The following is a 24,751-nucleotide window of genomic DNA, read 5'->3' as shown; positions in this document are numbered from 1 at the left end:
TTTCCACAATCAATTTCTACCTATTTCTATAAATTTCAATCTATTTCTATTATCTTATCTCCATATCACTCTTATCTCCTTATCCCCTTTCTTACACTTTTGATATATAGCCTGAACGGTTACTAATATTTAATTTTTAATTTTGTATTACAAAACTTATTGTATTTCAAATAGTTTTGTAATAACTCGATACTTTTCCTTCATGTTCTCTGACCACGCTAAACAGGTACTTAATTTGATTAATTCTGCTTTCGAGGTCTGACCCCAAAGCCCCCTTTACTAAAACTTAAGCTCTCGTCTCATCTCCATATCATACAATATTCTTTCTTTGGGTTTATCAATTCCAAGTGCCTTGCGTTTTTTATTGATGTGGTCAATCGTGAGATTGACAATCTCTGATGGAGTAACGGCTAAAGCAAATTTGCCATCGACAAGCTCGCCATATTTCTCAAAAACCATCTTTTTTGCTGATTCACTGCCAATGACAGGATAGGTGACGCCAAATATGGTAAAAATTCCAGAGGCAACAACATAATGCCCAATGGCGATTGCCTTTTCGGACATCCATTCTGGTGCGATTCCAACTACAGGTAATTCTGAAATATCATTCCCAAGTCCACCTTCACGAACCATTTCGGTGCAGGCAATAAGGATGCGGGAATTATCCACACAGGAACCACAATGGAGCACAGGTGGCATACCAACTGCCTCACAGACCTCAGCTAATCCCTTACCCGCATATTTCACCGCGGCCTCTGGTAATAATAATCCTTCCTTAGCACAGGCTATCGCCGCACAGCCTGTCTGCACAACTAAAATATCATTGGCAATAAGTTCTCTGGTAACTTCAAGATGCACCGCATCATATTTCACCTTTGGATTATTACATCCCACAATTCCAACCACACCTTTTATCCGACCATTGATAACATTGTCATTAAGTGGGCGGTAAGAAGCCCGAAACCTTCCACCAAGCATATAATTGACATATTCATGGGTAAAGCCGGCAATTAATTCCATAGATTGTTTTGGGATAACGACATCTTTTTTGCGATTTTTGAAATTCAAGACAGCCCGTTTAACAATCTCTTTTGCGGTATTTATGGCATCGTGTTCATCAAACTCGATATGGATTGCACCTGGAATTTTTGCCTTTTTTGAGGTGGTAATTATTTTGGTATGAAAACAGGAGGCAACCGGAGTCAGGGATTGCATAATACATTGGACATCCACAATCATCGCCTCCACCGCGCCAGTCATAATTGCCAGTTCTTGTTGTAAGAAATTACCTGCAAGCAGAATGCCGTGTCGCATAAGGATTTCATTTGCCGTGCAACACATTCCTGCAATATTTATACCTTTTGCTCCTTGCTCTTTTGCTAATTGAATCATTTCTGGCTCTGAAGAAACGGCAACGACCAGTTCAGATAATATCGGTTCATGTCCATGAACAATGATATTTACCTCATCTTCTTTAAGCACACCCAGGTTGGCCCGTGACCTCACGGGGACAGGGGCACCAAAAAGGACATCTTGAAGTTCAGTCGCAATCATTGACCCTCCCCAACCATCTGCCAGACTACACCTGAAATTGGCTAAAGAAATATCCTCAACATCATCACTTACGCCGGTATGAATCTGATGCATTAGATAAACTACCTCGCGGTCTATACCTCCTGGGACAATCCCCAGTTTTTTCCAGATTTCCTGTCTTTTTTCCGGAGCTCGTTTAATGAATGTTAATTCGTCATCTTGCTTACCAAATTCTGATAAGGCAAGTTCGCCAACTTCAATGGCAATTTCCTGATTTGTCTTTTCTACGGTGTTTATCCCAAATAATTTTGCGACCTGATGAAGTCTTATTTCATCTTTAATCTGGTAGCCAGGGGCTTCCCCTTTAGCCGCGGCGAGGAATATTTCAGCAACAGCGCGACCGTGGTCTGAGTGAGCGGCAGAGCCACCCACGGTCATTTTAGCCAGATTTCTTGCGGCAATCAAACCGTCATCTGCACCACAAACACCCTGTGGTGCCTTAGGCGTAATTCGACAGGGACCTTTTCCGCATTCACGACAACATATTCCCCCTTCTCCAAATTTACACCTCGGACTCATCTTCTCGTGTCTATCCCACACGGTCTCAATGTTAGCCGTTCTAGCTTTTTGTAGCATTTCCATCGATGCTTTATCTACGGTTAACTCATCAATCTTTTTTTCTACTTTTTTTTCTTTTTCTGTTGTTACAACCACTATTTTTACCTCCAATCAGTTTAAATGTTTACCTGAAAATCGGGACTCGGGGTTCGGGACTCGGGAAGGCTGGTAGCCGCAGGCTTCAACCTGATTTCACCTGAACCATTAAACCCTCAAACCCATTTTTCATCTTTCTTTGTGCCCACTTCCTGTGGGCATGAGCGTTTCTCCTGAAAATGTAAATTGGGACGCAGATTTTCGCAGATGAACAGGATTAAAATTAATTTTTTATTATTGTATTTCTATAGTTATTCCATTAGTGTTTCTTGATGTTTTTAGAGTGCCTTAGTAGTTTTTCTTTAAAATCTTGTAAATCCTGTAAATCTGCGTCCCATTAATTTTCATCGTCGTTTGTGTCCACTCCTGGGACATGCCCAGTTTCTCCTGTAATCAGTTCGCTTTTTTAGCTAAAAGATGGCTAAATGCTGACAACTGATGGCTGATTCCTGAACGCTTACATTTTTATAAGATTTAATGTTTCCTGGTTTATAAGATTTAATGTTTCCTGGGCTATGTTATCTTCTTTATAAATAAATCTTGTCCCAAGTGGGTTATCTTTGTAAAGGAGATTAACTAATTCTTTAGTCCCACTTACCCAGAAATCCTTGCCCAGAATAACTGGTAGTCCACAACCAAGCATAAAAAATGCCTGGGCAATCGCCTTTTCACCTATCCATTCCGGGATGATTGCTAAAATATTCTCCAAAGACATCATTGACACTATCACCTTTGATATGTCCATACAGGTGCCTACATAAATGCACGGTGAAATATTCTCTTGCTCACAAAAGGCGGCAAGATTTTTCCCGGCAAACTGAACAGCAGACTTATTGAACAAACCGTTTTTAGCCAATTCCAAACTCCCACATCCCGCATGCAAAACGAGAATATCATTGGTAATAAGCTCCTTAATCGTTTCCGTATAGTCTCCTTTGCAGTTTAAAACAATCGCTATTCCCTTTATTTTGTCTGTATTAGTCGGGAGTTTTGAGGTAATTTCCAGTTCATTTTCCGTGATGTTCATTGCCCCGCGATTCTGGATGTTGGCTAATGCCTTTTTTAAGATAGAACTGGCATTATCCATCTTCTTTACGCCGGCAATATCTATTGAAGTTAGTGTAAATGCGCGGGTATGGTAGCAGGAGGCAATGAGTAATGCGGAAATTGGTGTTGTTTCATCAGCCACAATGACATCAATCGCGCCCGTCATCATTGCCATTTCCTGGCTGATGACATCTTCTAAATTTATAATTTTTATCTTTGGAATGCCCAATTGTCTGGCAAGGGTTTTTATCTCAGTTTCTTCAGCGGCTTGATAAAAGGCGTCGAGTGACTCCACAGGCACAATAATATTGAAGGCATCTTTTTCTATAAAATTAAGTGAAAATGTGGATAATTGTTTTGGTGGGGATAATGCCTCTTTAACCTGTGAGCCGATAAATGTACTTCCCAGACCAGAGGAGAGGGCAACTCGCAAACCACACTGCAAGAGATTATTAAAATCCTGGTCAACACCCATATGGGTTCGATGCATCAATTCAACAATTTCACGGTCGATGCCGCGGGGAAGAATATCCATTTTTTGCCAGATATTGTATATTTTTTTCGGGACAGATTTAAGAAATCCTGGTTCTCCGGAATGTCTGCCAAATTCTTCTGCAAAAGTTTTTATCTCTTCTGATTCTACTCTTTTTACTGCAGAACGAGTATAATCAGTAAATAATGAGGCGCCAACAGCAATCATTCGGATAAGATTTCTTGCCGCAATCGTATCTGGAGTTGCCCCGCATAAGCCTTTATCGGTTTTTGGTGAGATTCGGCAGGGTCCCATAGCACAGAGCCGACAACAAACACCTGTTGTTCCAAATTTGCAGGAGACCTTTTGTCCCTCAACTCGTGCCTCGTAGTCATAGCTAAATTTTTCAACTACCCCATCGATAATCACTTCTTTAAGAGAAATGACTGATTTTCTTTTTACAGGCATCTCAACAAAGGGAACGGTTGGTTTTTCTTCACCCACTTTTTCGATTATGACCTCTGCCGGACCTTCAATAATAATCTTAACCGTAGCTGGTTTATGTTCGTCTAATCGTTTCTTCAGGATTTCTATCTCTTGCGTAAGTTTTAAAATCACTTCAGACACATCTGTTGGGAGTGCAGGTTTTGGTATTTCTGGCGTGGGTTTAATTTCTTCTTTTGGTTTTTCCACAGCAGTTTTTTCTATTTCCTTACCCAATAATTTATTTGTAATCTTGCGAACTAATTTTAGAGTCTCTGGATGCCGGATGATAATAATATCTGCCCCGGCGATTAGCAAACCCATAGCCGAGATGGCTTCCCAGAGGATACCTCTTTCTCTGGCATCTCCAATATTGCCCAGTTTTGTCTCATAAGATTCGGGTATTTTTACTTCTTTTACCTTCCATGCCTCTTTGCCAAGATTAACCACAATGGGCATTTGCAATTTTACATCATTTTGGGTAAGAGCGGCCTGTTTAGCTCGCTCGATAATTGAATAGACATATTCAATTCCATATCCGAGTGAAGCGGCAGTGGGGTCAATGATAATCTGGTCATCCGCAACACCAAGATTTGAAAGAAGGATATTGAGTTGTTTGGATAAATTCACATCCATCGGAGCAGAGGCAGAGATTTTATTTTTATAACCAATGGCGACCGCACCGATTGTTTTATAATTATTTTCCTGAACCGGGGCTAAAACCAGATTTTTACCTTGAGTGGCATCAGCGACCTTTTTCAATACCTCTGCATCCTTTTCTATTTTCCCGCTTCCCCAGACAAGGATAGGAATATTCACTGCCTCGGCGATTTTTTTACAAAGTTCTGCGGCTTCTTCCGCGGATTTATTCTCAGCGGTTGGGTCAGTGCCAATCAATTGAACACAAATCATATCCGCCCCGTATTCTACGCATCTTTTTGCCCAGGCAACCGGGTCAGAAACCACCTCTTTAAATGGCTCAAGGCAAGCCTGTGGCCAGTCTTTTGGCTCGATGTCATAGACTTCCAATGCGATTCTGGGTTCATTTGGCAAATCCCCTTCGAAGGTATAAAAAGGAAAGGTATTTTCGCCGCCAACCTTTAAATCTTTGCCAATAACGACTTCACCAATTTTACCAGTATATTTTTCTTTTGGTAATTCTATCATAAATTTTTTTCCTCCTTTTTAAGTGGGACAATCTGCCCCACTTTTTCCATTTTTCCCTTATTTACATCTTCAGATGGCTAAAGAATTGCTGGAAAATGTTTAATTTCACACCTCACTACTATCCAAAATATTTTTGCGATAGAATTTTTCATCAATTTTTTGTAATGCTACCAGGCAGGTATTTTTAACTTCTGGAGAGCTATCATTGATTCCATTCAGCAAAGGTTCTAAGACATCTAAATTGCCAATACTCCCAAGCGTTTGAACGCAGGCTATTCGGACAGGTTCATAAGAATCATTAAGACAGGATATAATTGGTGTGATAGCCTTTTCTGTGCCTAAGTTTTCTAAGGCAATAATAGCTATTTTTCGAACTTCTTCATGTGGGTCACGAAGTCTTTCAATTATAGCATCTTCTATTTTTGTATCAGTTATACTTAGTAATTTTAATCCATTAGCCATTGTCACTCTAACTCGCCAATCAGGGTCATCTAATCCTTCCAGAAAAAGCTCTAACGCCTTTGTATCTTTTGATTTACCAAGGGCAATAGTGGCTATTTCTTTTTTCCACCATTCAGATTCCGCAAGCATATTAAACAGGATTTGCATCGTTCGTGGTGTCTGTAAATTACCGAGTGCCTCAGCAACTGCCTTACGAACATCGGTATCCGGGTCATTCGCCATTTCTAATAAAGGCTCTAATGCCTTTTCATCCTTTAATTTACCTAAGGCAATAGCCGCGGCTTCTCTTACTCGCCAAACCTTATCATTAAAACATAATAAAAGGTCATCAACCGCAGACACACTACTTAGATTCCCAAGTGCTTTAGCCGCCGCCTCTCTTACCTCCGCGTGAGAATCCTTCAATCGACGAATAAGTGGTGTTTGGGCTTTGAGATTACCCAGTTTACCCAGAGCCGTCACCACTGATTTTCTAACCTCAGAGTCCGGGTCATTGATTTTTGTAAATAATAATTCCAACGATTTAGATGCTTTTAAAATCCCTAAACCATCTGCGGCCGCCTTTCTTACTCGCCAATCTGAATTCTCTAATTGAGAAATAAATATCTCTAATATCCTTGGACTACCAAAATTACATAAGGCTTTTATCGTCCCATCTCGAACATCTAAATCTGAATCACTTAATCTTTGCAAAAGATAGTCTATTGTTCTTGGGTCCTTCAGACAACCTAACGCCTCTATAACGGCTTTTCTTACCTCTGTTACCGGGTCATTTAATCTAAGAATAAGATGGTCTAAGGCTAAAATGCCATCTTTGTCTAAAATATCAATAATTCTCTTTATCCCATTACTATCTGCTGTTTTAATAGCATCAACAAGCACTTTCTTGAGTTCGTCAGGTTCAATCTTACGAATCCAGAACCACGCCGGGAAATTGTGTTCCAGAGAACTACGCAGTAAAAGTTCTAATGTTTCTTCTGATGCAGGTAAATCTTCTCGATATAGATATGCCTTACTCAATAAGTTAATATCCATTCGCCAATGATGTGCCCGCCAATCATCTAATGCCTTATTGATATTTTCAATAATCTGCCGTAATTCTATATCTTTTCGAGTTAGCCACTTTTTAGTAATACTATTAATTAAATAATTGGAAATTAATTCATAGGTATCCTTTTTTACTTTTCGCAGTAGGGAATAATTTACTAAACAATCTAATATCATATTTAATTTATCTTCTTCAATTTTAATAAAAGAGCAGATTTGCTGGATATTCATTTCTGGATGTGAGTCAAAAGAAGTAACCATTACCTTCAAAATACCTTTTGCCTGCTCTTTTTCATCCACAGATAGCTCGTTCATTTTTCTTAATGTATCTTCAAGGTAATCTGATAAAATCCCTTGAACTCCACCCAGGTCATCATACCATTCATAACTTATTGTTTGGGGTAATATATCCCTTAACAACTCAGGATTCAGGGTTTGGACTAATTTATTACATACGATTTGAATATGAATTGGCTGGATTAAATCTTGCTCATCTCTAATATCCCAGATTAATGCCTCTAAAAGTTCTCTGGCATATTCAATATTAAACAATTTGGCTGGACATTCAATTGCCTCTAATGCCTGAGATTCAGTAAGTTTTGTTAATTCAAAGGCGTTCTGAAATAGCTCCGGTAATCTATCCTTAAAACTGCCTAAATGAACAAAAAGATCTTTTTGTATGGCAAATATAAATTTAACTAGAGGTTTATCGGCATAAGTGCAGGTTGCTATTTCATTTATAAATTCTTCCTGTGCCTCTTTACCTACCTGTTTAAAGAAATTCTCAAAATGGTCAATAAAGATAATAATAGAATAAGGTAAATCGATATTTTTGAAAAAATCTACTAATGACAATGATTTATCTAATTTGAAGCTTCGGATTCTCTCCCGTTTGAATTCTTTTTCAACCTCTTCTTTAATCAAATTCAACGGGTCACGGTTACAATTGATGTAAATAGCAATATTCCCTTCGGATAATTTTGGAATAATTCCGGCTTTAATCAAAGATGTCTTTCCTATCAAGGCATCTCCATAGATAACAACTAATTTATTAATCAAAATATGACCTACAAATTTAGAAATATCCTCTTCTCGTCCCCAAAATAAATCTTTATCGTAAGTTTCATAATAATGAAGGAATTTGTAAGGGGAAATTTGGAGGGGTTTGTTTTTCACCAAAACTTCCTTTTCTTTAATTTTTGATGAAAGAATGAGTTTAATTTTTTGATAGCCCAGGCCATTTTGATAAAAAACTTCTTTGAAAGAATCAAGGTCTTTATTTAATCTTATTTGTATCTTATCATAAATATCATTTATAAGTTCTGTGTTAGCAAGTAGTTCTGATTTTGGGTTTAAATAGGCACAAATTATCCAGTGTTCTGAATCAATTTTCAAATCAACATCAAATCTTTCCTTTAAAAGAGATAGCACGGTGTGGTCTTTAAATGACCTTTTCCAGGGGGTAAGAAGTTCGCGAGGCACACTGCTATTTCCAATATCTAATTTATCTGATAGCCGAAGTAAATAAGCTAAAAACCTAACTAAAGTTCGGTCATCTTCTAATATTATTTTTTCTTCTGTTTCTTTTGCGGATTCCTTTAAAATTTGTGTAATGAAATGTGCATTAGATTCATCAAGTTTCCAATCTTCATAATGTTTATAAATATAATCATGACTTCTGATATGCGTATATCCTTTACCTTTTTCATCAAATATTTCTCCAACATCATGAAACCAAACCGCCAATAGCATACAAAATATCTCCTTATGATTCATTTTACGCTTGAGGGTAGCCGGGAGTAGGTCATTTAGGTTTTGTTCTACGATTTCACAATGTTTAACTCCATGTTGAGCATGATAGACTACATCTCCGCCTGTCTGAATCTTATTAAGTTCATTAAGAATAGAAAAGAATTTAAAATAATAATCTCTGGATTTCTGTTTAAGTATAAATCTTAAACTATCCTTTTGTTCTAAATCAATAACCATTTCGATTACTACATTATCATAAATTTTATAAAAAGTCAAGAAGAAAAAAAGTTGACAGGTAAAAATATTTAATGTATAATTAATCAATTATGAATAAATGGGTAATTTTTATATTAATAGGATTTATATTGAGTGGTTGTCCCGCCAAAAAAGAAGTAGAACAACCAAAGATTATTACCAGTATGCAGGAATTACAAGAGGATGCAGGTATTCAAAAACAACAAATCCTTAAAAAAGTAGACGATTATATTGAAAAGAAAGATTACGAAAAAGCGGTTTTGGAATTAAATAAAGCCATCGACTTAGACCCGACGGATGCCTCATTGTATTATACACTCGGCGACCTCTATGAGCAATTGGGTAAAGATAAAGAGTCTGTTGAGGCATTTGTTAAGGCATTGCAACTGGATAAGGAAAAGAAGACTGAGGATAGAGGGACGAGGTCAGATTTCTAACCTTTGTTTTCTGCTCTGTGATAAAAAAGGAGGAAAATAAAAGAAATGAAAAAAATTTTTTTAAGTGTGCTATGTTTGTTAATAGTTGGAGCAGGTTGTAATAAACCTACTCCACAGACTAATCAAAAATTAGTTAATCTGGAAGAAGAGGGACAACTTTATACAAGTCCAAATAATGGATTTTCTATCAGGTTATTTCCGGAATATGAAAAGGTTAATGAGGATAAAAACAAAGCCGTTTGCTTTTCTTCCGAAAAAATAACAAGATGTGCAGTAATTTTCTGGAGAGAAAATGTTTATGCTGTTCATAAGGAATATAAAAAGGCATTTGAAAATCCTGAGGATTTTCAGAGTGCCGCCTCCTTACTTATACTTGAGGAATTAGGTGTTTTAGGCGAACCAATCAAGGTTGAAAAAATGGATATAAAAGATGTTGATGCATATTATTTTCAAACAAAACATAAAAAACTCTTTACTGAATTTTATCGCACAAGGATTGAGGCATTTCCTAAGAATAGGAATTTACAGATTACGGTTTTCTTTCAAAATAAAGAAGAGGATCTACCTAAGGTCGTGAAAATGATTGAAAGTATGAAAATTATCCCTGGAAAGAAACAAGAAGAAGAAACTCATTCGCATACTCATACTCATTAAGAGTAAGCGTTCAGATAGTAATTCACCGCAGAGACGCAGAGAAACAGAGAAGATATAGAAATAAATCAGATAACAGAAAAGATTATTGGTGCATCTATTGAAATACATAGGACCTGCTTGTCGAATGTTCAGCAGGCAAGTCAGATTTGTTAATCAATTTTGATGTTGTTGTACTCAAAATCTTGCCGTGATGAAAATCAGGGATGGAATTTCTGCGTATTGTCCATAGATTTTCCCCTCTTGAGAGGGGGTAGGGGTGTATTTTTCTCTGCGTCTCTGTGTCTCTGCGGTGAACAGTTACCAAAAAGTATTTTCAGGAGAAAAAGTTGGGAAAAGAAACAATAATTGAATTATCAAATATTACAGTTAAATATGGGGAAAAAATTGCACTATCTAATATAGACTTGAGTATTTTTAAAGGAGAGTTTGTCGGCATAATTGGTCCTAATGGTTCAGGTAAAACTACCCTTCTGAAACTCATTTTAGGCTTATTAAAACCCAGTTCGGGCAAAATTAAGATCTGGGGAAAACAGGGCAGGTTAAGAGGCAGAATTAGAAATAAAATTGGCTATATCCCTCAAAATCCAGAAATAGACCGTTACTTCCCTATTAAAGTCAGAGATGTCGTAATGATGGGGAGATTTGCCAGAATAGGCTTTTTCAAGAACCCTGCTAAAGAAGATAAAAAAATAGTGCTTGAATCATTAGAAAAAGTAGGGATGAAAGAATATGTGAATACACCATTTGGACATCTATCCTCGGGCCAACAACAACGAGTTGCGGTTGCCAGAGTATTAGCTCAACAACCTGAAATGCTTCTTTTAGATGAGCCTACTGCAAACATCGATATTGGCACTCAAAATGTTATTATTAACTTAATAAACGAAATCCATCAAACTCAACAAATAACCACATTTTATGTTGCCCATGAAATCAATCTTTTAAGTAAATCGCTAGATAGGATAATTTGTTTGAATCAGTCTATCTATAAAATTGGGACGCCTAAGGAAATCTTAAATGAACAGGTTTTAGGTGATTTATATAAAGTAAAAGTAACAATATTTTCTCATAATAATCACTATTTCTTTTTAGTTGACGAAGGGGGAGAGTAATATGGACCTGTCTGGATTTGAACTATATGGATTTCTAAAATATAGTTTTGTGCAAAAATCTTTACTGATTGCAATGTTGGTAGGATTAAGCTGTTCTCTGGTTGGGGTATTTGTTATTTTGCGAGGGCTTTCTTTTATGGGAGTAGGGATTGCCAATGCGGCTTTTGCAGGTGTTGCTCTTGGATTCATTCTGAACATCAGCCCAATTGCACTGGCACTTATCATCAGCCTTTGCACGGCATTACTCATTGGACATATTAGCAAACGAGCAGAACTAAAATTAGATGCCTCCATCGGTATTTTCTTTGCTTTTACTATGGCCATTGGCTTTTTTTTGATGGGTGTTTTACCTGAGCAAGCAGAAGAATTACGCCATTATATCTTTGGCACGCTTATTCTTCCATCTGCTTTTGAAATTCAATTACTTATCGTCACGACGATAATTGTCATTCTTGTTATTCTCCTATTTTTTAAAGAATTTTATTTTATTACTTATAATCAGGATTTAGCTGATGCCTCTGGTCTTCCGGCTACTTTCCTCTTCTATTTTCTCCTTTGTTTAGTCGCCGGCACAATTGTTTCTTCTTTAAAGGCAGTTGGGGAGTTATTAGTTGTGGCAATGATTATTATCCCGGCAGCCTCTGCCTGTCAGCTGACCTATAATATTCGCAAAGCCGTTATTTTATCGGCTATATTTGGTGTTACCTCATCATTTCTGGGTATCTGGATTTCATATTATCTTAATCTAAACAAGGGACTAAACGTGCCAACAGGTGCGGTGATGGTTATTATTGCTGGACTTATCTTTTTATTAACCGTCAGCCTCTCTCCTAAAAGGGGTAAAGGTGGGTATTTATAAATTGGGAATTCGGCGAACATAACACCAAAAAGTAGGGAAGTAGATAGTAGGCAAGTAGGCAAGGGAAATCGTTTTTTCCAAAATTACTTATTCCCTCTCTTACTTTCTTACTCTCCTACTTGTAATGGGTCAGTCATTTGGGGAAACAAACATTAACCTGTGGAAGAAAGAGCGATGAAAATAGGCTGAGGGCTGAAGGACATAGGATAAAAAATCTTCAGCCTTAAGCCTTTCGCCTTCAGCCTATTTTCAGGAGAACGCTCATGCCCACAGGGAGTGGGCACAAAGGAGGATGAAAATAGTGGTAGGAGATAGAAGGTGGGAGATGAGGAGATAAGCGTGGGGAGTGATGTTTTCTTTACTTTCTACTCTCTACTCTCTACTCTCTACTTCCTATTTTCAGGAGAATAAAATGGAGAAGATATACATATTTGATACGACATTACGAGATGGCGAACAATCGCCAGGAGCAAGTCTGGAGATAAAAGAAAAACTTGAGATTGCCAAACAATTAGCCAGGTTGCAGGTAGATATTATTGAGGCTGGTTTTCCAATTTCATCCCCTGGTGACTTTGAGGCAGTTCGGCTAATTGCTCAAACAATTGAAGGACCAACTATCTGTGCCTTAGCTCGTGCCCGAAAAGGAGATATAGATAGGGCATGGGAAGCAATCTCTGGCGCTAAAAAACCCAGGATACACACCTTTATCTCTGCCTCCAACATACAAATAGAACACCAACTTCACAAATCCCCGGCTGAGGTAATCGAAATTGTGAAAGAAATGGTTGCCCTGGCTAAAAGTTATACCGATGATGTTGAATTTTCACCAATGGATGCGACAAGGGCTGATGTAGAATATTTATACGAGATGATTGAATCAGCTATTTCTGCAGGGGCAACAACAATCAATATCCCGGATACTGTTGGTTATACTATTCCCGAAGAATTTGGCAATCTCATCAAAAATATCATCGTCAATGTCCCAAATATCTCTAAAGCGATTTTAAGTGTTCATTGTCATAATGATTTAGGATTGGCTGTGGCTAATTCATTAGCCGCAATTCGTGCGGGCGTCCGACAGATCGAATGCACCATAAATGGCATTGGTGAACGGGCTGGTAATGCCTCTTTAGAAGAAATCGTGATGGGAGTTAAAACCAGACCCGACTTCTTTAGGCTTAAAACCGATGTGGATACAACCCAAATCTATAAAACATCTAAAATGGTGAGTCACTACACAGGAATACCAGTTCAGCCCAATAAGGCTATCGTCGGAGCAAATGCCTTTGCTCATGAATCCGGAATCCACCAGGATGGTTTCCTCAAAGAGCGAACAACTTATGAAATTATGACCCCGCAAAGTATTGGACTTCCATCAAGTAAAATTGTCTTAGGAAAACTTTCTGGAAGACATGCCTTTAAACATAGATTAGAAGAATTAGGTTATGAGATTAGTGAGAATGAATTTGAAAAGGCATTTGAAGTATTCAAAAAGACGGCGGATAAAAAGAAAGAAATTACAGATAGTGATATTGAGGCAATCATTAATGATGAAATTTCAATAGTCGAAGAATCCTATTCACTTGATTCTTTAGAGGTGTGGTGTGGAAATAAAATTACACCAACGGCTAAGGTAAAATTGATTACTTCAAAAGGGCAAATATTAGAAACAGAATCAGCTGGCTCAGGACCGGTAGATGCGAGTTACGAAGCCATTGATAAAATAGTCAATCCCAATTGTAAATTAGTTGAATTCGCAGTCCAATCAGTTACAGGTGGAATGGATGCGATGGGTGAAGTAACTATTCGTATTGAAAAAGAGGGAAGGATATTCGTCGGTCGTGGGGCAGACACAGATATTATTGTTGCTTCGGCTAAAGCATATCTTAATGCCATCAATCGCTTAATGCAAACAAAATAGGTAACTATTCAGTAATTATTTAGCCACTGATTAACACGGATTAGCACGGATAAATACAGAGGGCAGAGGGCAGAAGGCAGAGGACAAAAGACAGAGGTCAGAGGCGGGTTGTCCCCCGCTGGCGGGGATTAAGGGGGTGGAAGTTAGAAGGAGAAAAGCCCTTCAGCCTTCAGCCTGATTACGGACACGGATACAGGATACGATTCACGAATTTTCAGTGTTTCATCCGTGTCCATCCGCGGCTGAATAGTTACCAAAATAGAGAAGAAGTCAGTGAAGAATGAATAGTTAAAAATGGAAGCAAAATTTAAGAAAAAAACATCAATACAACTTAAATTTACCCTCGCCGTTAGTCTACTCATTGTTGGGATTTATCTTTTAATCGGTAAGGGTGTCTTAGACTATCAGAAAAAGGCACTTACCGACGAAACACAAAAACGCATTTTGACACAACTAAAACTCATTGCCCAAAGTAGCCAAAAATTACTCCTCCAACCAGAGCCTGAATTTTTCCTTTCCCCTTTAATTAAACGCACTATGGAAGAAGATAAGGATATTTTATACATAGTGGTGGTAGATGCAAAGGATAAAATTAAGGGACATCAGGATATGATGAAAATAGACACGCTGTATGAGGAGGATAAGAATTTAGTCTCTAACCACCTATTTCATGTTAGCACCCCTATTTATCAAAAAGACATAAAGATAGGCACGGTTTATCTTGGCTTTTCAAAGGAGGGGATTAATAAGATATTATTTGCAACCCGAAATAGGATTATTTTGATGACATTAATTATTCTTTTAATTGGAATAATTGGCACTATTTTCCTGGTTAAATTTATTATTAAACCAATCACGACATTAGCAAAAGGGGCACAAGAAATTAGTAACGAGAATTTTGATATTATCCTGCCTATTAAAAGTAAAGATGAGCTGGGTGAGTTAACTTTTAGCTTTAATCGTATGGCAAGAAGTTTGAAGGAAAAGCAATTGATGAAACATACCTTTGAACGATATGTAACTAAAGAAGTAGCAGATACTATCTTACAGAATATAGAAGGTGTTCGGTTAGGTGGTGAGTATAGAGAGGTTACGACACTCTTTGTTGATATTCGTGGTTTTACTCAAGTGTCAGAAAAGTTATCGGCAGAAAAAATAGTGCATTTATTAAATGAGTTTTTTACGATGATGGTTGAGGTAGTTTTTAAATATGAAGGGACAGTAGATAAGTTTATGGGCGATGGGCTGATGGCTATTTATGGTGCACCAATTAAACATGAAGATGACGCTTTACGAGCTGTTAAGACGGCGATAGAAATGAAAGAGATGTTAAATGAATTTAATAAGAATCTGAAAGAATCTATTCATATTGGAGCAGGCATTACTTCTGGTGAGGTAGTAGTAGGCAATATTGGTTCTGAGAGACGGATGGAATATACGGCGATTGGAATGCGGGTAAATTTAGCCGCTCGACTTCAAAACTTAGCCCAAAAAGACCAAATATTACTTGATAAAAATACTTATCTTAAAATAGCAAGTTTAGTAAATCTCCTTAAATTAGAACCTATTATGATTAAAGGATTAGAAGAACCAATCGAGGTATATGAAGCAATTAATTTAAAAGAAAAGGTTTTGAAATAAAAAAATACTTGCTTTTTTATAACTAATGTGATACAATTTATCAACAGGAGGTAAAAAAGATGTCCAAATATTTTATTGTGTTGATTTGTTTGAGTTTTCTTGTAACAGGTTGTGGGACTAAATCCCCAACTTTAGCTACGGTGAGAGGAGAAAAAATTACACTTAAAGAGTTTGAAGACCAATTTCGTAATCTTCCTCCTGCTTATCAATCTATGCTTACTACACCAGCGATGAAGGAGAAACTTTTAGACCAGATGATTACGGAAAAGTTGATGATTCAAGAGGCAATAAAAGAAGGCTTGCCTCGCAAAAAGGAAGTTCAAGAACGATTAACTCTGCTTAAAAATCAAATGCTGATTGAGGAGTTAATTAAGGTTAAGGTCTTTGATAAAATCAAGATAAGCGATGACGAGGCAAAAGAGTTTTACGAAACTCACCAAACACAATTATCTCAAGCGTTCCCAGGAAAAGGATTTGATGAGATTAAACAAGATATTAAACGGATGATGATGCGAAAAGATGAGACAAAAACGCGATTGATGTTTCAGACATGGATAGAAGGATTGAAAAAAGAGGCAAAGATTACTAAGAATTTGACTTTGTTAGGAAGTAGTAAAAAGGAAGAAGGTAAAAAATGAGGTAACTATTCACCGCAGAGACGCAGAGGAACAAAGAAAAAAGGATTTAAATTAGATTGTGGATACCGGATAGATCTTTTAGTTGAAGAAAAAGTTATCGTAGAATTAAAAGCAGTCGAGCAACTACTTCCGATTCACGAAGCTCAACTTTTAACCTATCTAAAAATGATGAATAAAAGGATAGGTTTATTGATCAATTTTAATGTTTCTGTTCTAAGAGATGGAATTAAGCGTATAGCCAATAGATTTTAATTTTTTCTCTGTGTCTCCGCGTCTCTGCGGTGAATAGTTACATTTATTTTACAATTGCTGGAATTGCAGTACTTTATGTCTCTGTCTATGGGATAATTGAAGAAATTAGACCCACTGATAAAAAATAGTTGTTTTACCGAATAAAATGAAAGAGCAATTTACACAATTAGTTGAGATAATTGCCAGATTACGTGGTGAAAACGGTTGTCCGTGGGATAAAGAACAAACCTCTCAATCCCTTAAACCTTATTTACTTGAAGAAACTTATGAAGTGCTCGAAGCGATTGAGAATGAAGAACCTGATGGATTAAAAGAAGAACTGGGCGATTTGATGTTGCAAATTGTGATGCAGGCTCAATTGGCAAAAGAAAAAGGGCTGTTTGACATTCAGGATGTTTTAACCGGCATCTGTGAAAAACTTACACGCAGACATCCACATGTATTTGGCGATTTGAAGTTTAATAATTCACAAGAGGTCATTGCTCATTGGAAGGAGATTAAAAAACAAGAAAAAAATCAGACAATAAAGTGTTAAGGAAACAAGGAAATAAGTTATGTAACTATTTAGCCGTCTGAAGTAACGGTTAAATCAATTGAAAATCACAAAATTCCAAATCACAAATACCAAATTACAAATAAATTTCAATGACCAATCAACTTAATGGCGGCGTAGCCAAGTGGTAAGGCAGAGGTCTGCAAAACCTTTATGCATCGGTTCAAATCCGATCGCCGCCTCCAGAATCAGCAGTAGAGGATAAATTAAGGAGAAAAATCTGTGTAATCGGCGAAATCTGCGGATATTTTCAGGGGAAAGGAAGTTTCACGCCAAGCACGCAAAGAACGCAAAGGGAAATAAGGGAAAAATTACCTTTGCGTGAAAAAACTATTTTCAGAAGAAACGCTCATGCCCACAGGGAGTGGGCACAAAGGAGGATGAAAATCGGGCATAGAGATTAGAGATTGGAGATTAGAGATTAGCAAGAGTGCAGGTTCTAATTCACTAATTCTCTAATCTCTAATTAACTATTTTCAGGAGAAACGGACATGTCCACAGGGTGGACACAAGGAGGATGAAAATAGTGGTAGGAGATAGAAGGTGGGAGGTAAGGAGATAGGCGTGAGGAGTGATGTTTTCTTTACTTTCTACTTCCGTAACCGTTCAGCCACAGAGGCACAGAGTTCACAGAGAATTAGAGAAATTAGCCACAAATGGACACGAATTAACCTGTGACATTCGATAAATGTAGTGCGAACCTTATGGTTTTTGCAAAATTAACTTCCACTTTTCTGGAATACCATAAAATAAATTAAAAATCAAACATCAAAATGTAAAATTACAAATCAAAAATCAAAATATTCTCCAGCTACTTTGTTAATTTACAAGTATTTTTGCATTTTGCATTGTAATTTTGATATTTGCATTTTGATATTTACATTAAAGTTCTTCTTGCTATCGCTCTCCCCAAAAGAGGAACCTATTTATGAAAAAGCAATTAGGTTCGCTTTCCTGCTTGCCAGAAGCGAGGCTAAAGCCTCGCACTACAAATCTTTTTATTATTCGTGTTCATTCGTGATTATATATTCCCTCTGTGTTCTCTGTGACTATATTCCTGAACGGTTACAGAAAATGAAGTTGACCTTTACCGTTTAGCGAGAACTTCTTTACTGATTACTAAGATTCTATTCACCCCCAATTTTTCTTGGTAGAAGGATTTTTTGTAAAGATTCGGTAACTTTATCTTCCTGACTTACCTCTCTTATCTTATGTATTTCTTCAATTGCTTGTTTCCATATAGATTCATTAGAACTAAATTCTGCTAAGTACTCCAATCCTTCTCTATCTTTAGTTTTCATCATTTCATCAATATATTTTTCTAACTCTTGCACCGCCTTAAGGCAAGTATCTTTATAAACACCTTTAGTAGACCTGACTACATATTTGAGAGATTTTAAATCATTAATTTCTTCTACCGCCCTATTTCGTTTTATTCTATTACTACCTAATGCGGCGACATATCGTAAAGAGTCTAAGTCTTTAGATTTGATTAACTCATCTAACAATTTTTCTAATCCGTCTATTGCTTTGCGTTGAGCCTCTCTATCTTTACTGAAGATTATCAAGCATTTCAGACCATCTCTATCTTTAAATCTAACCAATTTTTCAGTTAATTTTTCAAGTTCTTTAACCGCGCGATTAGCCGTATCCCGATACATATTCCACTGAGCAACAAATCGCAGTCCCTCTGTATCTTTAAATTTAGCCAATTCTGCAACTGATTTGTTTCTAATATCTCTAAATCTTCCCCACTGGGCGATATATCTTAATCCTTTGAGGTCTTCAAATCTAACTAATTCCTTAAGGGCTTTATTTCTATTATCACTAAAATAACTTGCCCTTGCCACATATCTTAATCCTTCTAAATCTTTCGATTTAACTAATTCATTGATTAACTTTCCTAATTCTTTAATCGCTCTGTCTCTAATACTCACACATATACTATGTGAATCGCGAATTAATCTATTAATAAGTTGTTTCATGATTTCCTGAACTTCTGGTGTTGCGGCTTGTCTGGATAGTTCACGAATCAAGAATCCTGTAGATGCAATTGTTTCTTCTCCTGTGCCTGAATGAAGTCTATGGAGTGCTTTCTTTATTTTCGGAAGATTAGCTTTTTCAAGAACTAAAGATTGTGAGAATACAGCCATTTTTTTCTTCCCCCTTTCTCCTTTTGAGCTCTCTCAACATCTCCAGAGCTCGGACATCTCTTCCCTCGTTAACTTAATCATTCCTCGCTTCGCTTGCCTCGCCATATAATATCTCCTTCTAAAGTCTATATTATTATCGGTATTATACACAAAAACTTTATATTGTTATATCTACTTATAGAACGCTATACTCGTTAGGTTTTTTCTTTTTTTCCATTTAATAGAATGTTATCTATTAAATTTAAAAAACTTTCAATAGAAAAAAGCCCTTCTTTTACAACCTCTTTATCCAACGCATGTTCATAGAAACCGCTACGATGAAGCATTTCACCACAGGCTTCACCATGCATTAAATCAAGATTGCCGTATTCTTTAGCCAATTGTGTAGCGGTCTTTCCGAAGTCAGCATGACGCCTAATCTTTGGATTCACTACCTTTAGAGCACAGGCAGCTGTAGCCCACCCCTTTTCGCAAGCTTGCCATAAAGATGTTTCCTTCTTTGTCGCCTCATATCTTTTAAGTTCAAGTTTCCCTTCTTCCAAAAACTCTTCTGCTAAGGCTAATTTTTTATTCATTTTTTAAATCCCCTCGTATCATTCTTTTTAAATTATACCATAAATCTTGTTTTTTGTCAAAGTAAAATTTTTCCTGTAACTGTTCAGGTGGTAATTTACCGCAGAGACGCAGAGGAACAGAGAAGACATAGAAATAAATCAGCTAACAGTTTAATGTTGTTGTACTCAAGAGCTTGCCCTGATGAAAATCAGGGATGTTAAGCGTCTCGTCCATAGATTTTAATTTTTTCTCTGCGAACTCTTTTGTCTCTGCGGTGAACGGTTACAATAACTTTTTCATCTACAAATAATTCACCACCAATAACTTCTTTGTATTTTAGTTTAATTGGATATTCTAATTCTGCTAAATGTTTTCGTTACAATAATTCAACCTGCAATGCTTTTTGATAAACTTTTTCCAGAAAGCCATAAAACCTTTGAACATTGTAAACTTCATAGGCTCCTCCGATAATATCCTCTGTTATTTTTTCATATTTTAAACTCATTCTATTTATCCGTGCTAATCCGTGTTAATCAGTGGCTGAATAATTACTTTGAATATTCATACGCACCTATGTCAACCCTCTTATTGATTATCCTTTCCTTCCCATCTTTGTCTTTCCTGGGAAGTTTTGGGGCTTTGTTTGAACCTCTGTCTATGCAAGGAGAAAATGGCTTTAGATGGAAATCAGTTTCGCTGATAAACTTTGGGTCTTTTTGAATCTCATTTGCCCCTAAATGGGATTTGTAGATGTAGTGTTCTGGCTCGTCTGGAGGCTGTGGGGGTTTAGGAGGAGCCAAACAATAATTCTGTGTCCCTCTAATCCCTGGACCATTGTCAAAAAAACAGTTGAAATCTCCTTTAATATCTGAATTTCGGCAATCAATTCCACATCTTGTCTTTCTTTCCCCTTTTCCATTCTGTGCAATGTTCTTTCCATTCTTGGCAATGATGTTGTTCATAATGATTATCTGAGAATTTCCAACATTGATCCCTCCTCGTTTATTTCCTACAATTGTATTATTTGTGATGGTAAGATAAGATTTATTGCCTCCTATGCCATTCTTTCCTTCTGAGATGAGATTGTTGGTAATGGTTATATAAGAAGAGTCATCACTACCAATATTCAAACTATTTCTTGATATTGTATTATTAGTAATGGTTAAAGAAGATTCTGAGCAAGTAATTCCAAATCTGTTATCCAAGAGCATATTATTTGAAATAATTGAATCAGAATCGGAAAAGTCAACAGCACATCTATTCTTCGAAATGATATTTTTTATAATATTCGGAGAAGAGTGCCAGGAGAAAATACCACCATTCTCATTCCCCTTTATCCTATTTTTCATAATCACAGGACTTGCTCCGTCGCAACAGAGTATTCCATTACCTCTATCTAAGAAGCCTTTTGCCCCGGTTATAGTAAAGCCGGTGATTGTCCCATTGGCAGATTTCCCTTCAAAGATAATGGTATTTCCATTTTTGAGATGGGAAGAGGTTATGATGTATTTGTCCGGGTTTATTCCTATCAGGCTAATCCCTTTTTTAATGGTAATACTCTCTTTATAAATGCCCGGGGCAACATAAATTTTATCCCCTGTCTTTGCCTTGTTCACTGCCTTCTGGATAGTTTTGTATTGGCTGGGGACATATAAATCTGCAGCATAAGCCCCTATACTTATACCTAAAAAAATCGATAGTATTAAATATTTAAACATCTTTTTCATCTGAAAAATACCTTTATGATATTATATTTCTCGCAAAGGCGCAAAGCTCGCAAAGGTTACAACCTGGCGCCTTTGCGAGATTAGTAATCTGTCTTCTGTCCTCTACTTTATCACCCCTATCTTTCCTATTTTCTTGCCGCCTTTGCCTGTAATGCAATAGATATAGATACCTGAGGCAATTCTTTTGCTTTTGACATCCCATCTTTGAGGATTTTTAGTTACATCAATCCTGTCTATTTCCTCACCGGCTATGGTGTAAATTTTTATTGTTGAACCCTCACTTACATTGGCAAAGTAAATATCGCCTTCACCCCTCCATGGATTTGGATAGGCAAAGGCGTTATTATTATTTGGTGCAAATATAAGGATATTTATAAGTTTAAATATCGTTATTGCATAATTTCCATAGGCATCTCTTGCTCTAATTGTCTTTGTCCCTTGTGACTGCTTATCTAAAATAAATGTAGTCTGGAATGTGCCAAATTCATTTGAGGTAGTTGTCGCAATGGTCAGATGCGTTCCAAAATCAATATAAATAATGGAATTGGTGCCAAATCCACTACCTTCTAATGTTACTTCCTGTCCTGCCTCTCCTTGTTCCGGGAATACTTTAATTGTTGAAGATTCAAGTGTTATTATTTCAGAGCAAGAATTATATCTTGTATCCCCTTGAAATCTTGCTCTTAAAGTTATTGGATTTGTTAATACAGGAAGTGTAAATTCAAAATTTATTTCTTTGCCTGTTAATGTCCCTTGTTTAATGGTCTGCCAACCATCATTGTAGTATTCAAGGTATATTATCTTTGGCTCGTCTTCTTGATGTAAAATCTCTGATTCGTCATCATCCACCATCTTTATGGTTATATTGCTTGTTCCTTCCTCTTTTATATCTGAACTTAAGAGAGATATTGAGGTATTTTCCTTTAATACCTTTATCCCTTTTGTATCTGTTGCTGGAAGGTAATAGAATCCATCACCTGCAAAGATAGAGGTTGCGGCATAGGTTCCAGGACTAATATCTTCATCAAAATAGCCAAAGCAATTTCCTTGTTTATCTGTCCTTGTAGTCTGGTTTCCTTTTTCCCAGGCAAATTTCACCTCTCCATAAGGCACAGGCTTTTCTCCTGTTGTAGTAGTAATGCTTGCTTGAAGGATTATTGAGTCAGAGTATTGAACAGAAGGAGATTCTAAGAGCATTCTTGTTTCATAAGGGACTACAGAAACAATGGCATTTGTTTTTGTCTCTTCAGGAACACTTGGGAAATATACCGTAGCATAGTTTTCAATAACCATTCCTTCCGTTGCATCAGCCCTTACCGGGACCCTTATGTTAAACTTCCCTCCATTCTTTGACAAAACCTCTCCTCCATTATCAACAAATACAGTAATCATCCTTGTTTTAGGGTCATATCTGTATGCAAAGTTTGCCTCTGTTTCATTTCCATTTTCATCTATTCTCTTAACGTCACCTACCCAAAGAGAAGAATCATCAAAGTCTTTGTCTAATATATCTGTGATATAAACCCCATAAGCAATTCCCTCGCCCTCATTTTCAAACTCTATGGTGTATTCTAAAATTTCTCCAGGATTTACCATCCCCTGCTTTCCATACTTTGCATTTGGGTCATGGGCTACAACGATTATTGTTGGTGGTGCAAACACTTCATCTCCTTCCCTACCTGTTGTTGATATAACTCTTCCTTCTCCTGGACGGTCATCAGGATGTGGATCTTGCGAAGGTGAGGGATTAATGTGATAGATATTGAGTTCGGGATAAGTTGATATTCCTCTCCAATTACCATTGTTATACAGGGTTGCATTATCATGAGGGTTTGTATGAGCGGCATATCCAATTCTGGTTATTGCACCTTGCTGGTTTGTAGTAACTGACGCAACTACTACCGCATGGTGGCTTTGTCCTGTTTGAGGAGAACCCCAAATTATTACATCACCTACTTCTAGATCATTAGGTGGAGCAGCAAATCTACCATTTATTCGTGTAAGTTCATTATGATCTGATCTATCTCCTGTGGTTAAAAAATTATCTAAATCCTCACAGGAAGGGATACCACCTCTATTGTCTCCCATCCCCGAATTATCTATCTCCTGGCTATAACATCCACTTCTAAGTACTTGGGAGACAAAGTTTGCACAATCTGCCCCTCTTCCTTGAGGATTTCCATAAAAGTTGTAATCCGAATTCCAGCCATTGTGTTGTGTGTTGTTGGGATCCACTGCCCAGTCTTGTATGTATTCACTTGCTGAATCTCTATTATATGCAAGTCCATCTTGTGATATAGATAATAAAGCAATTATTAAACTAATTATTATTCTCATTTCTTCCCTCAATCTTGTTCAATAGCTCTTCAATCCTTTGCTTACGTATAGTAATCTTCATTGCTTCTTTTAATGCATCTATTGCAAATTGATTACCTATAAGATCATCTATGTTTTCTCCTAATGTTTGGGCTATTTTAACTGCTAACCATTCACTTACATTATACGGAGGTGTGTAAGGAGGGATTTTTAGAGCCTCAAGTAGGGTAACTAAAGCAACCTCTCTTAGTGTCTTGTCTGCCTTCTTATTGGAGTAATAACCCATAGCTATGATTATACGCATCTCTATATCTTTATGATACATCATTGCTTTAAGAAGATATGGCCTTGCTAAAGGTATATCAACCAAAGCACTTGACCCTCTAGGCCTAAAGTCTCCTACTGGCTTTGAATCTAATGAGAAATAGGTATTTGCCCAAGTCTTTATAACTAAAATGTCCTTTTCTTTCAATCCCAATAAACTGGTTGCGGCATAATGTTTAACATAAATAGATTCATCATTCAATGCCTTCCTTAGTGCTGGAATAATCCGTGGGTCTTTGGGAAATTTATAATATATCCAATATGCAACTGTAGTTCTTACCTCCCAAGAAGGGTCTTTCTCTAAGGCATATATAAGCTGGGGGACGGCAATTGGGTCTGGTGTATTCTCTCGGGCAAGCCAATCCTCGCCACCCCCTCCTAATATCTCTGCAGCCATTGTTCTGCTAGTAGGATCTTTTTCTAAAAGGAGCATCCCTATAAAACCAATCTGTTTTCCACCTTCTTTTTCATATTGCCCAATAAGTTTCTCTCTCATTTCTAAATCACCCAATTTCTGGAAGTATTCAAGGTCATCTTTTTGACCCCATTCTGTTTCTTCTATTAGCATACCTTCTTTCCATGGCTTAACTTCCCATGGATTAGCATCTGCCATCCTAAACCAGATTAATAACATTGTCAAAACCAAGATAATTTTATTTAATATTCTGACCATTGGA

At 37.0% G+C, this 24,751-nt stretch carries 18 protein-coding genes, 1 tRNA gene and 1 pseudogene; 11 read left to right on the top strand and 9 right to left on the bottom strand.

Annotated features, from left to right (window positions below):
* Positions 1-279 precede the first annotated feature (279 nt).
* From cooS to AB1422_00875, 3 genes are all read right to left on the bottom strand, one after another.
* Positions 280-2,247 (bottom strand): anaerobic carbon-monoxide dehydrogenase catalytic subunit, encoded by a 1,968-nt coding sequence (cooS, locus tag AB1422_00885; protein ID MEW6617901.1) that lies wholly within the window; start codon positions 2,245-2,247, stop codon positions 280-282.
* Between the two features lie 457 nt (positions 2,248-2,704).
* Positions 2,705-5,416 (bottom strand): acetyl-CoA decarbonylase/synthase complex subunit delta, encoded by a 2,712-nt coding sequence (locus AB1422_00880; protein ID MEW6617900.1) that lies wholly within the window; start codon positions 5,414-5,416, stop codon positions 2,705-2,707.
* A 105-nt stretch (positions 5,417-5,521) separates the two neighbouring features.
* The gene (locus AB1422_00875) at positions 5,522-8,953 is read right to left on the bottom strand and encodes a HEAT repeat domain-containing protein (GenBank protein ID MEW6617899.1); all 3,432 of its coding nucleotides are present in this window, start codon (positions 8,951-8,953) and stop codon (positions 5,522-5,524) included.
* A 50-nt stretch (positions 8,954-9,003) separates the two neighbouring features.
* On the opposite strand from AB1422_00875, the gene AB1422_00870 reads away from it, so the two are divergent.
* The 11 genes and pseudogenes from AB1422_00870 (at position 9,004) to AB1422_00820 (ending at position 17,677) form a co-directional block, all read left to right on the top strand.
* The gene (locus AB1422_00870; protein ID MEW6617898.1) at positions 9,004-9,369 is read left to right on the top strand and encodes a tetratricopeptide repeat protein; all 366 of its coding nucleotides are present in this window, start codon (positions 9,004-9,006) and stop codon (positions 9,367-9,369) included.
* Between the two features lie 45 nt (positions 9,370-9,414).
* Positions 9,415-10,023, top strand: a complete 609-nt coding sequence (locus tag AB1422_00865; GenBank protein MEW6617897.1) for a hypothetical protein — start codon at positions 9,415-9,417, stop codon at positions 10,021-10,023.
* A 326-nt stretch (positions 10,024-10,349) separates the two neighbouring features.
* A complete protein-coding gene (locus tag AB1422_00860) occupies positions 10,350-11,135 on the top strand; it encodes a metal ABC transporter ATP-binding protein (GenBank protein MEW6617896.1) in 786 nt (261 codons plus the stop codon).
* 1 nt (position 11,136) lies between these two features.
* Positions 11,137-11,994: a metal ABC transporter permease gene (locus tag AB1422_00855; GenBank protein ID MEW6617895.1), complete on the top strand. Its 858-nt coding sequence runs from the start codon at positions 11,137-11,139 to the stop codon at positions 11,992-11,994.
* Between the two features lie 412 nt (positions 11,995-12,406).
* Entirely contained in the window at positions 12,407-13,915 is a 1,509-nt protein-coding gene (locus AB1422_00850; GenBank protein ID MEW6617894.1) for a 2-isopropylmalate synthase, read from the top strand.
* Between the two features lie 294 nt (positions 13,916-14,209).
* Positions 14,210-15,556 carry an adenylate/guanylate cyclase domain-containing protein gene (locus AB1422_00845; GenBank protein MEW6617893.1) on the top strand — a complete coding sequence of 449 codons (1,347 nt, stop codon included), beginning with the start codon at positions 14,210-14,212 and terminating at the stop codon, positions 15,554-15,556.
* A gap of 59 nt (positions 15,557-15,615) precedes the next feature.
* Positions 15,616-16,194, top strand: coding sequence for a SurA N-terminal domain-containing protein (locus tag AB1422_00840; GenBank protein MEW6617892.1), 579 nt, complete (start codon positions 15,616-15,618; stop codon positions 16,192-16,194).
* 39 nt (positions 16,195-16,233) lie between these two features.
* Positions 16,234-16,446, top strand: a pseudogene (locus AB1422_00835) (GxxExxY protein).
* A gap of 145 nt (positions 16,447-16,591) precedes the next feature.
* The gene (locus tag AB1422_00830) at positions 16,592-16,981 is read left to right on the top strand and encodes a MazG family protein (protein MEW6617891.1); all 390 of its coding nucleotides are present in this window, start codon (positions 16,592-16,594) and stop codon (positions 16,979-16,981) included.
* Positions 16,982-17,109: 128 nt separating this feature from the next.
* A tRNA-Cys gene (locus AB1422_00825) sits at positions 17,110-17,184 on the top strand.
* A gap of 358 nt (positions 17,185-17,542) precedes the next feature.
* The gene (locus AB1422_00820; GenBank protein MEW6617890.1) at positions 17,543-17,677 is read left to right on the top strand and encodes a hypothetical protein; all 135 of its coding nucleotides are present in this window, start codon (positions 17,543-17,545) and stop codon (positions 17,675-17,677) included.
* Between the two features lie 449 nt (positions 17,678-18,126).
* Here AB1422_00820 and AB1422_00815 read toward each other — a convergent pair whose 3' ends face one another.
* The 6 genes from AB1422_00815 to AB1422_00790 form a co-directional block, all read right to left on the bottom strand.
* Complete coding sequence (locus tag AB1422_00815) at positions 18,127-19,152, bottom strand: hypothetical protein (protein ID MEW6617889.1); 1,026 nt, start codon at positions 19,150-19,152, stop codon at positions 18,127-18,129.
* Positions 19,153-19,346: 194 nt separating this feature from the next.
* Entirely contained in the window at positions 19,347-19,727 is a 381-nt protein-coding gene (locus tag AB1422_00810; GenBank protein MEW6617888.1) for a hypothetical protein, read from the bottom strand.
* Positions 19,728-20,083: 356 nt separating this feature from the next.
* Complete coding sequence (locus AB1422_00805) at positions 20,084-20,212, bottom strand: GxxExxY protein (GenBank protein MEW6617887.1); 129 nt, start codon at positions 20,210-20,212, stop codon at positions 20,084-20,086.
* Positions 20,213-20,255: 43 nt separating this feature from the next.
* Positions 20,256-21,434 (bottom strand): NosD domain-containing protein, encoded by a 1,179-nt coding sequence (locus AB1422_00800; protein ID MEW6617886.1) that lies wholly within the window; start codon positions 21,432-21,434, stop codon positions 20,256-20,258.
* A gap of 102 nt (positions 21,435-21,536) precedes the next feature.
* Complete coding sequence (locus tag AB1422_00795; protein MEW6617885.1) at positions 21,537-23,771, bottom strand: amidase domain-containing protein; 2,235 nt, start codon at positions 23,769-23,771, stop codon at positions 21,537-21,539.
* Entirely contained in the window at positions 23,755-24,747 is a 993-nt protein-coding gene (locus tag AB1422_00790) for a HEAT repeat domain-containing protein (GenBank protein MEW6617884.1), read from the bottom strand. Before AB1422_00790 ends, AB1422_00795 begins: the two co-directional genes overlap by 17 nt.
* Positions 24,748-24,751 lie beyond the last annotated feature (4 nt).

The sequence above is a fragment of the bacterium genome (genome assembly GCA_040757115.1).
GTDB lineage: Bacteria > UBA9089 > CG2-30-40-21 > CG2-30-40-21 > SBAY01 > JBFLXS01.
The sequence above is the reverse complement of the archived record's forward strand: the minus strand, read 5'-3'. Positions and strand labels throughout refer to the sequence as shown.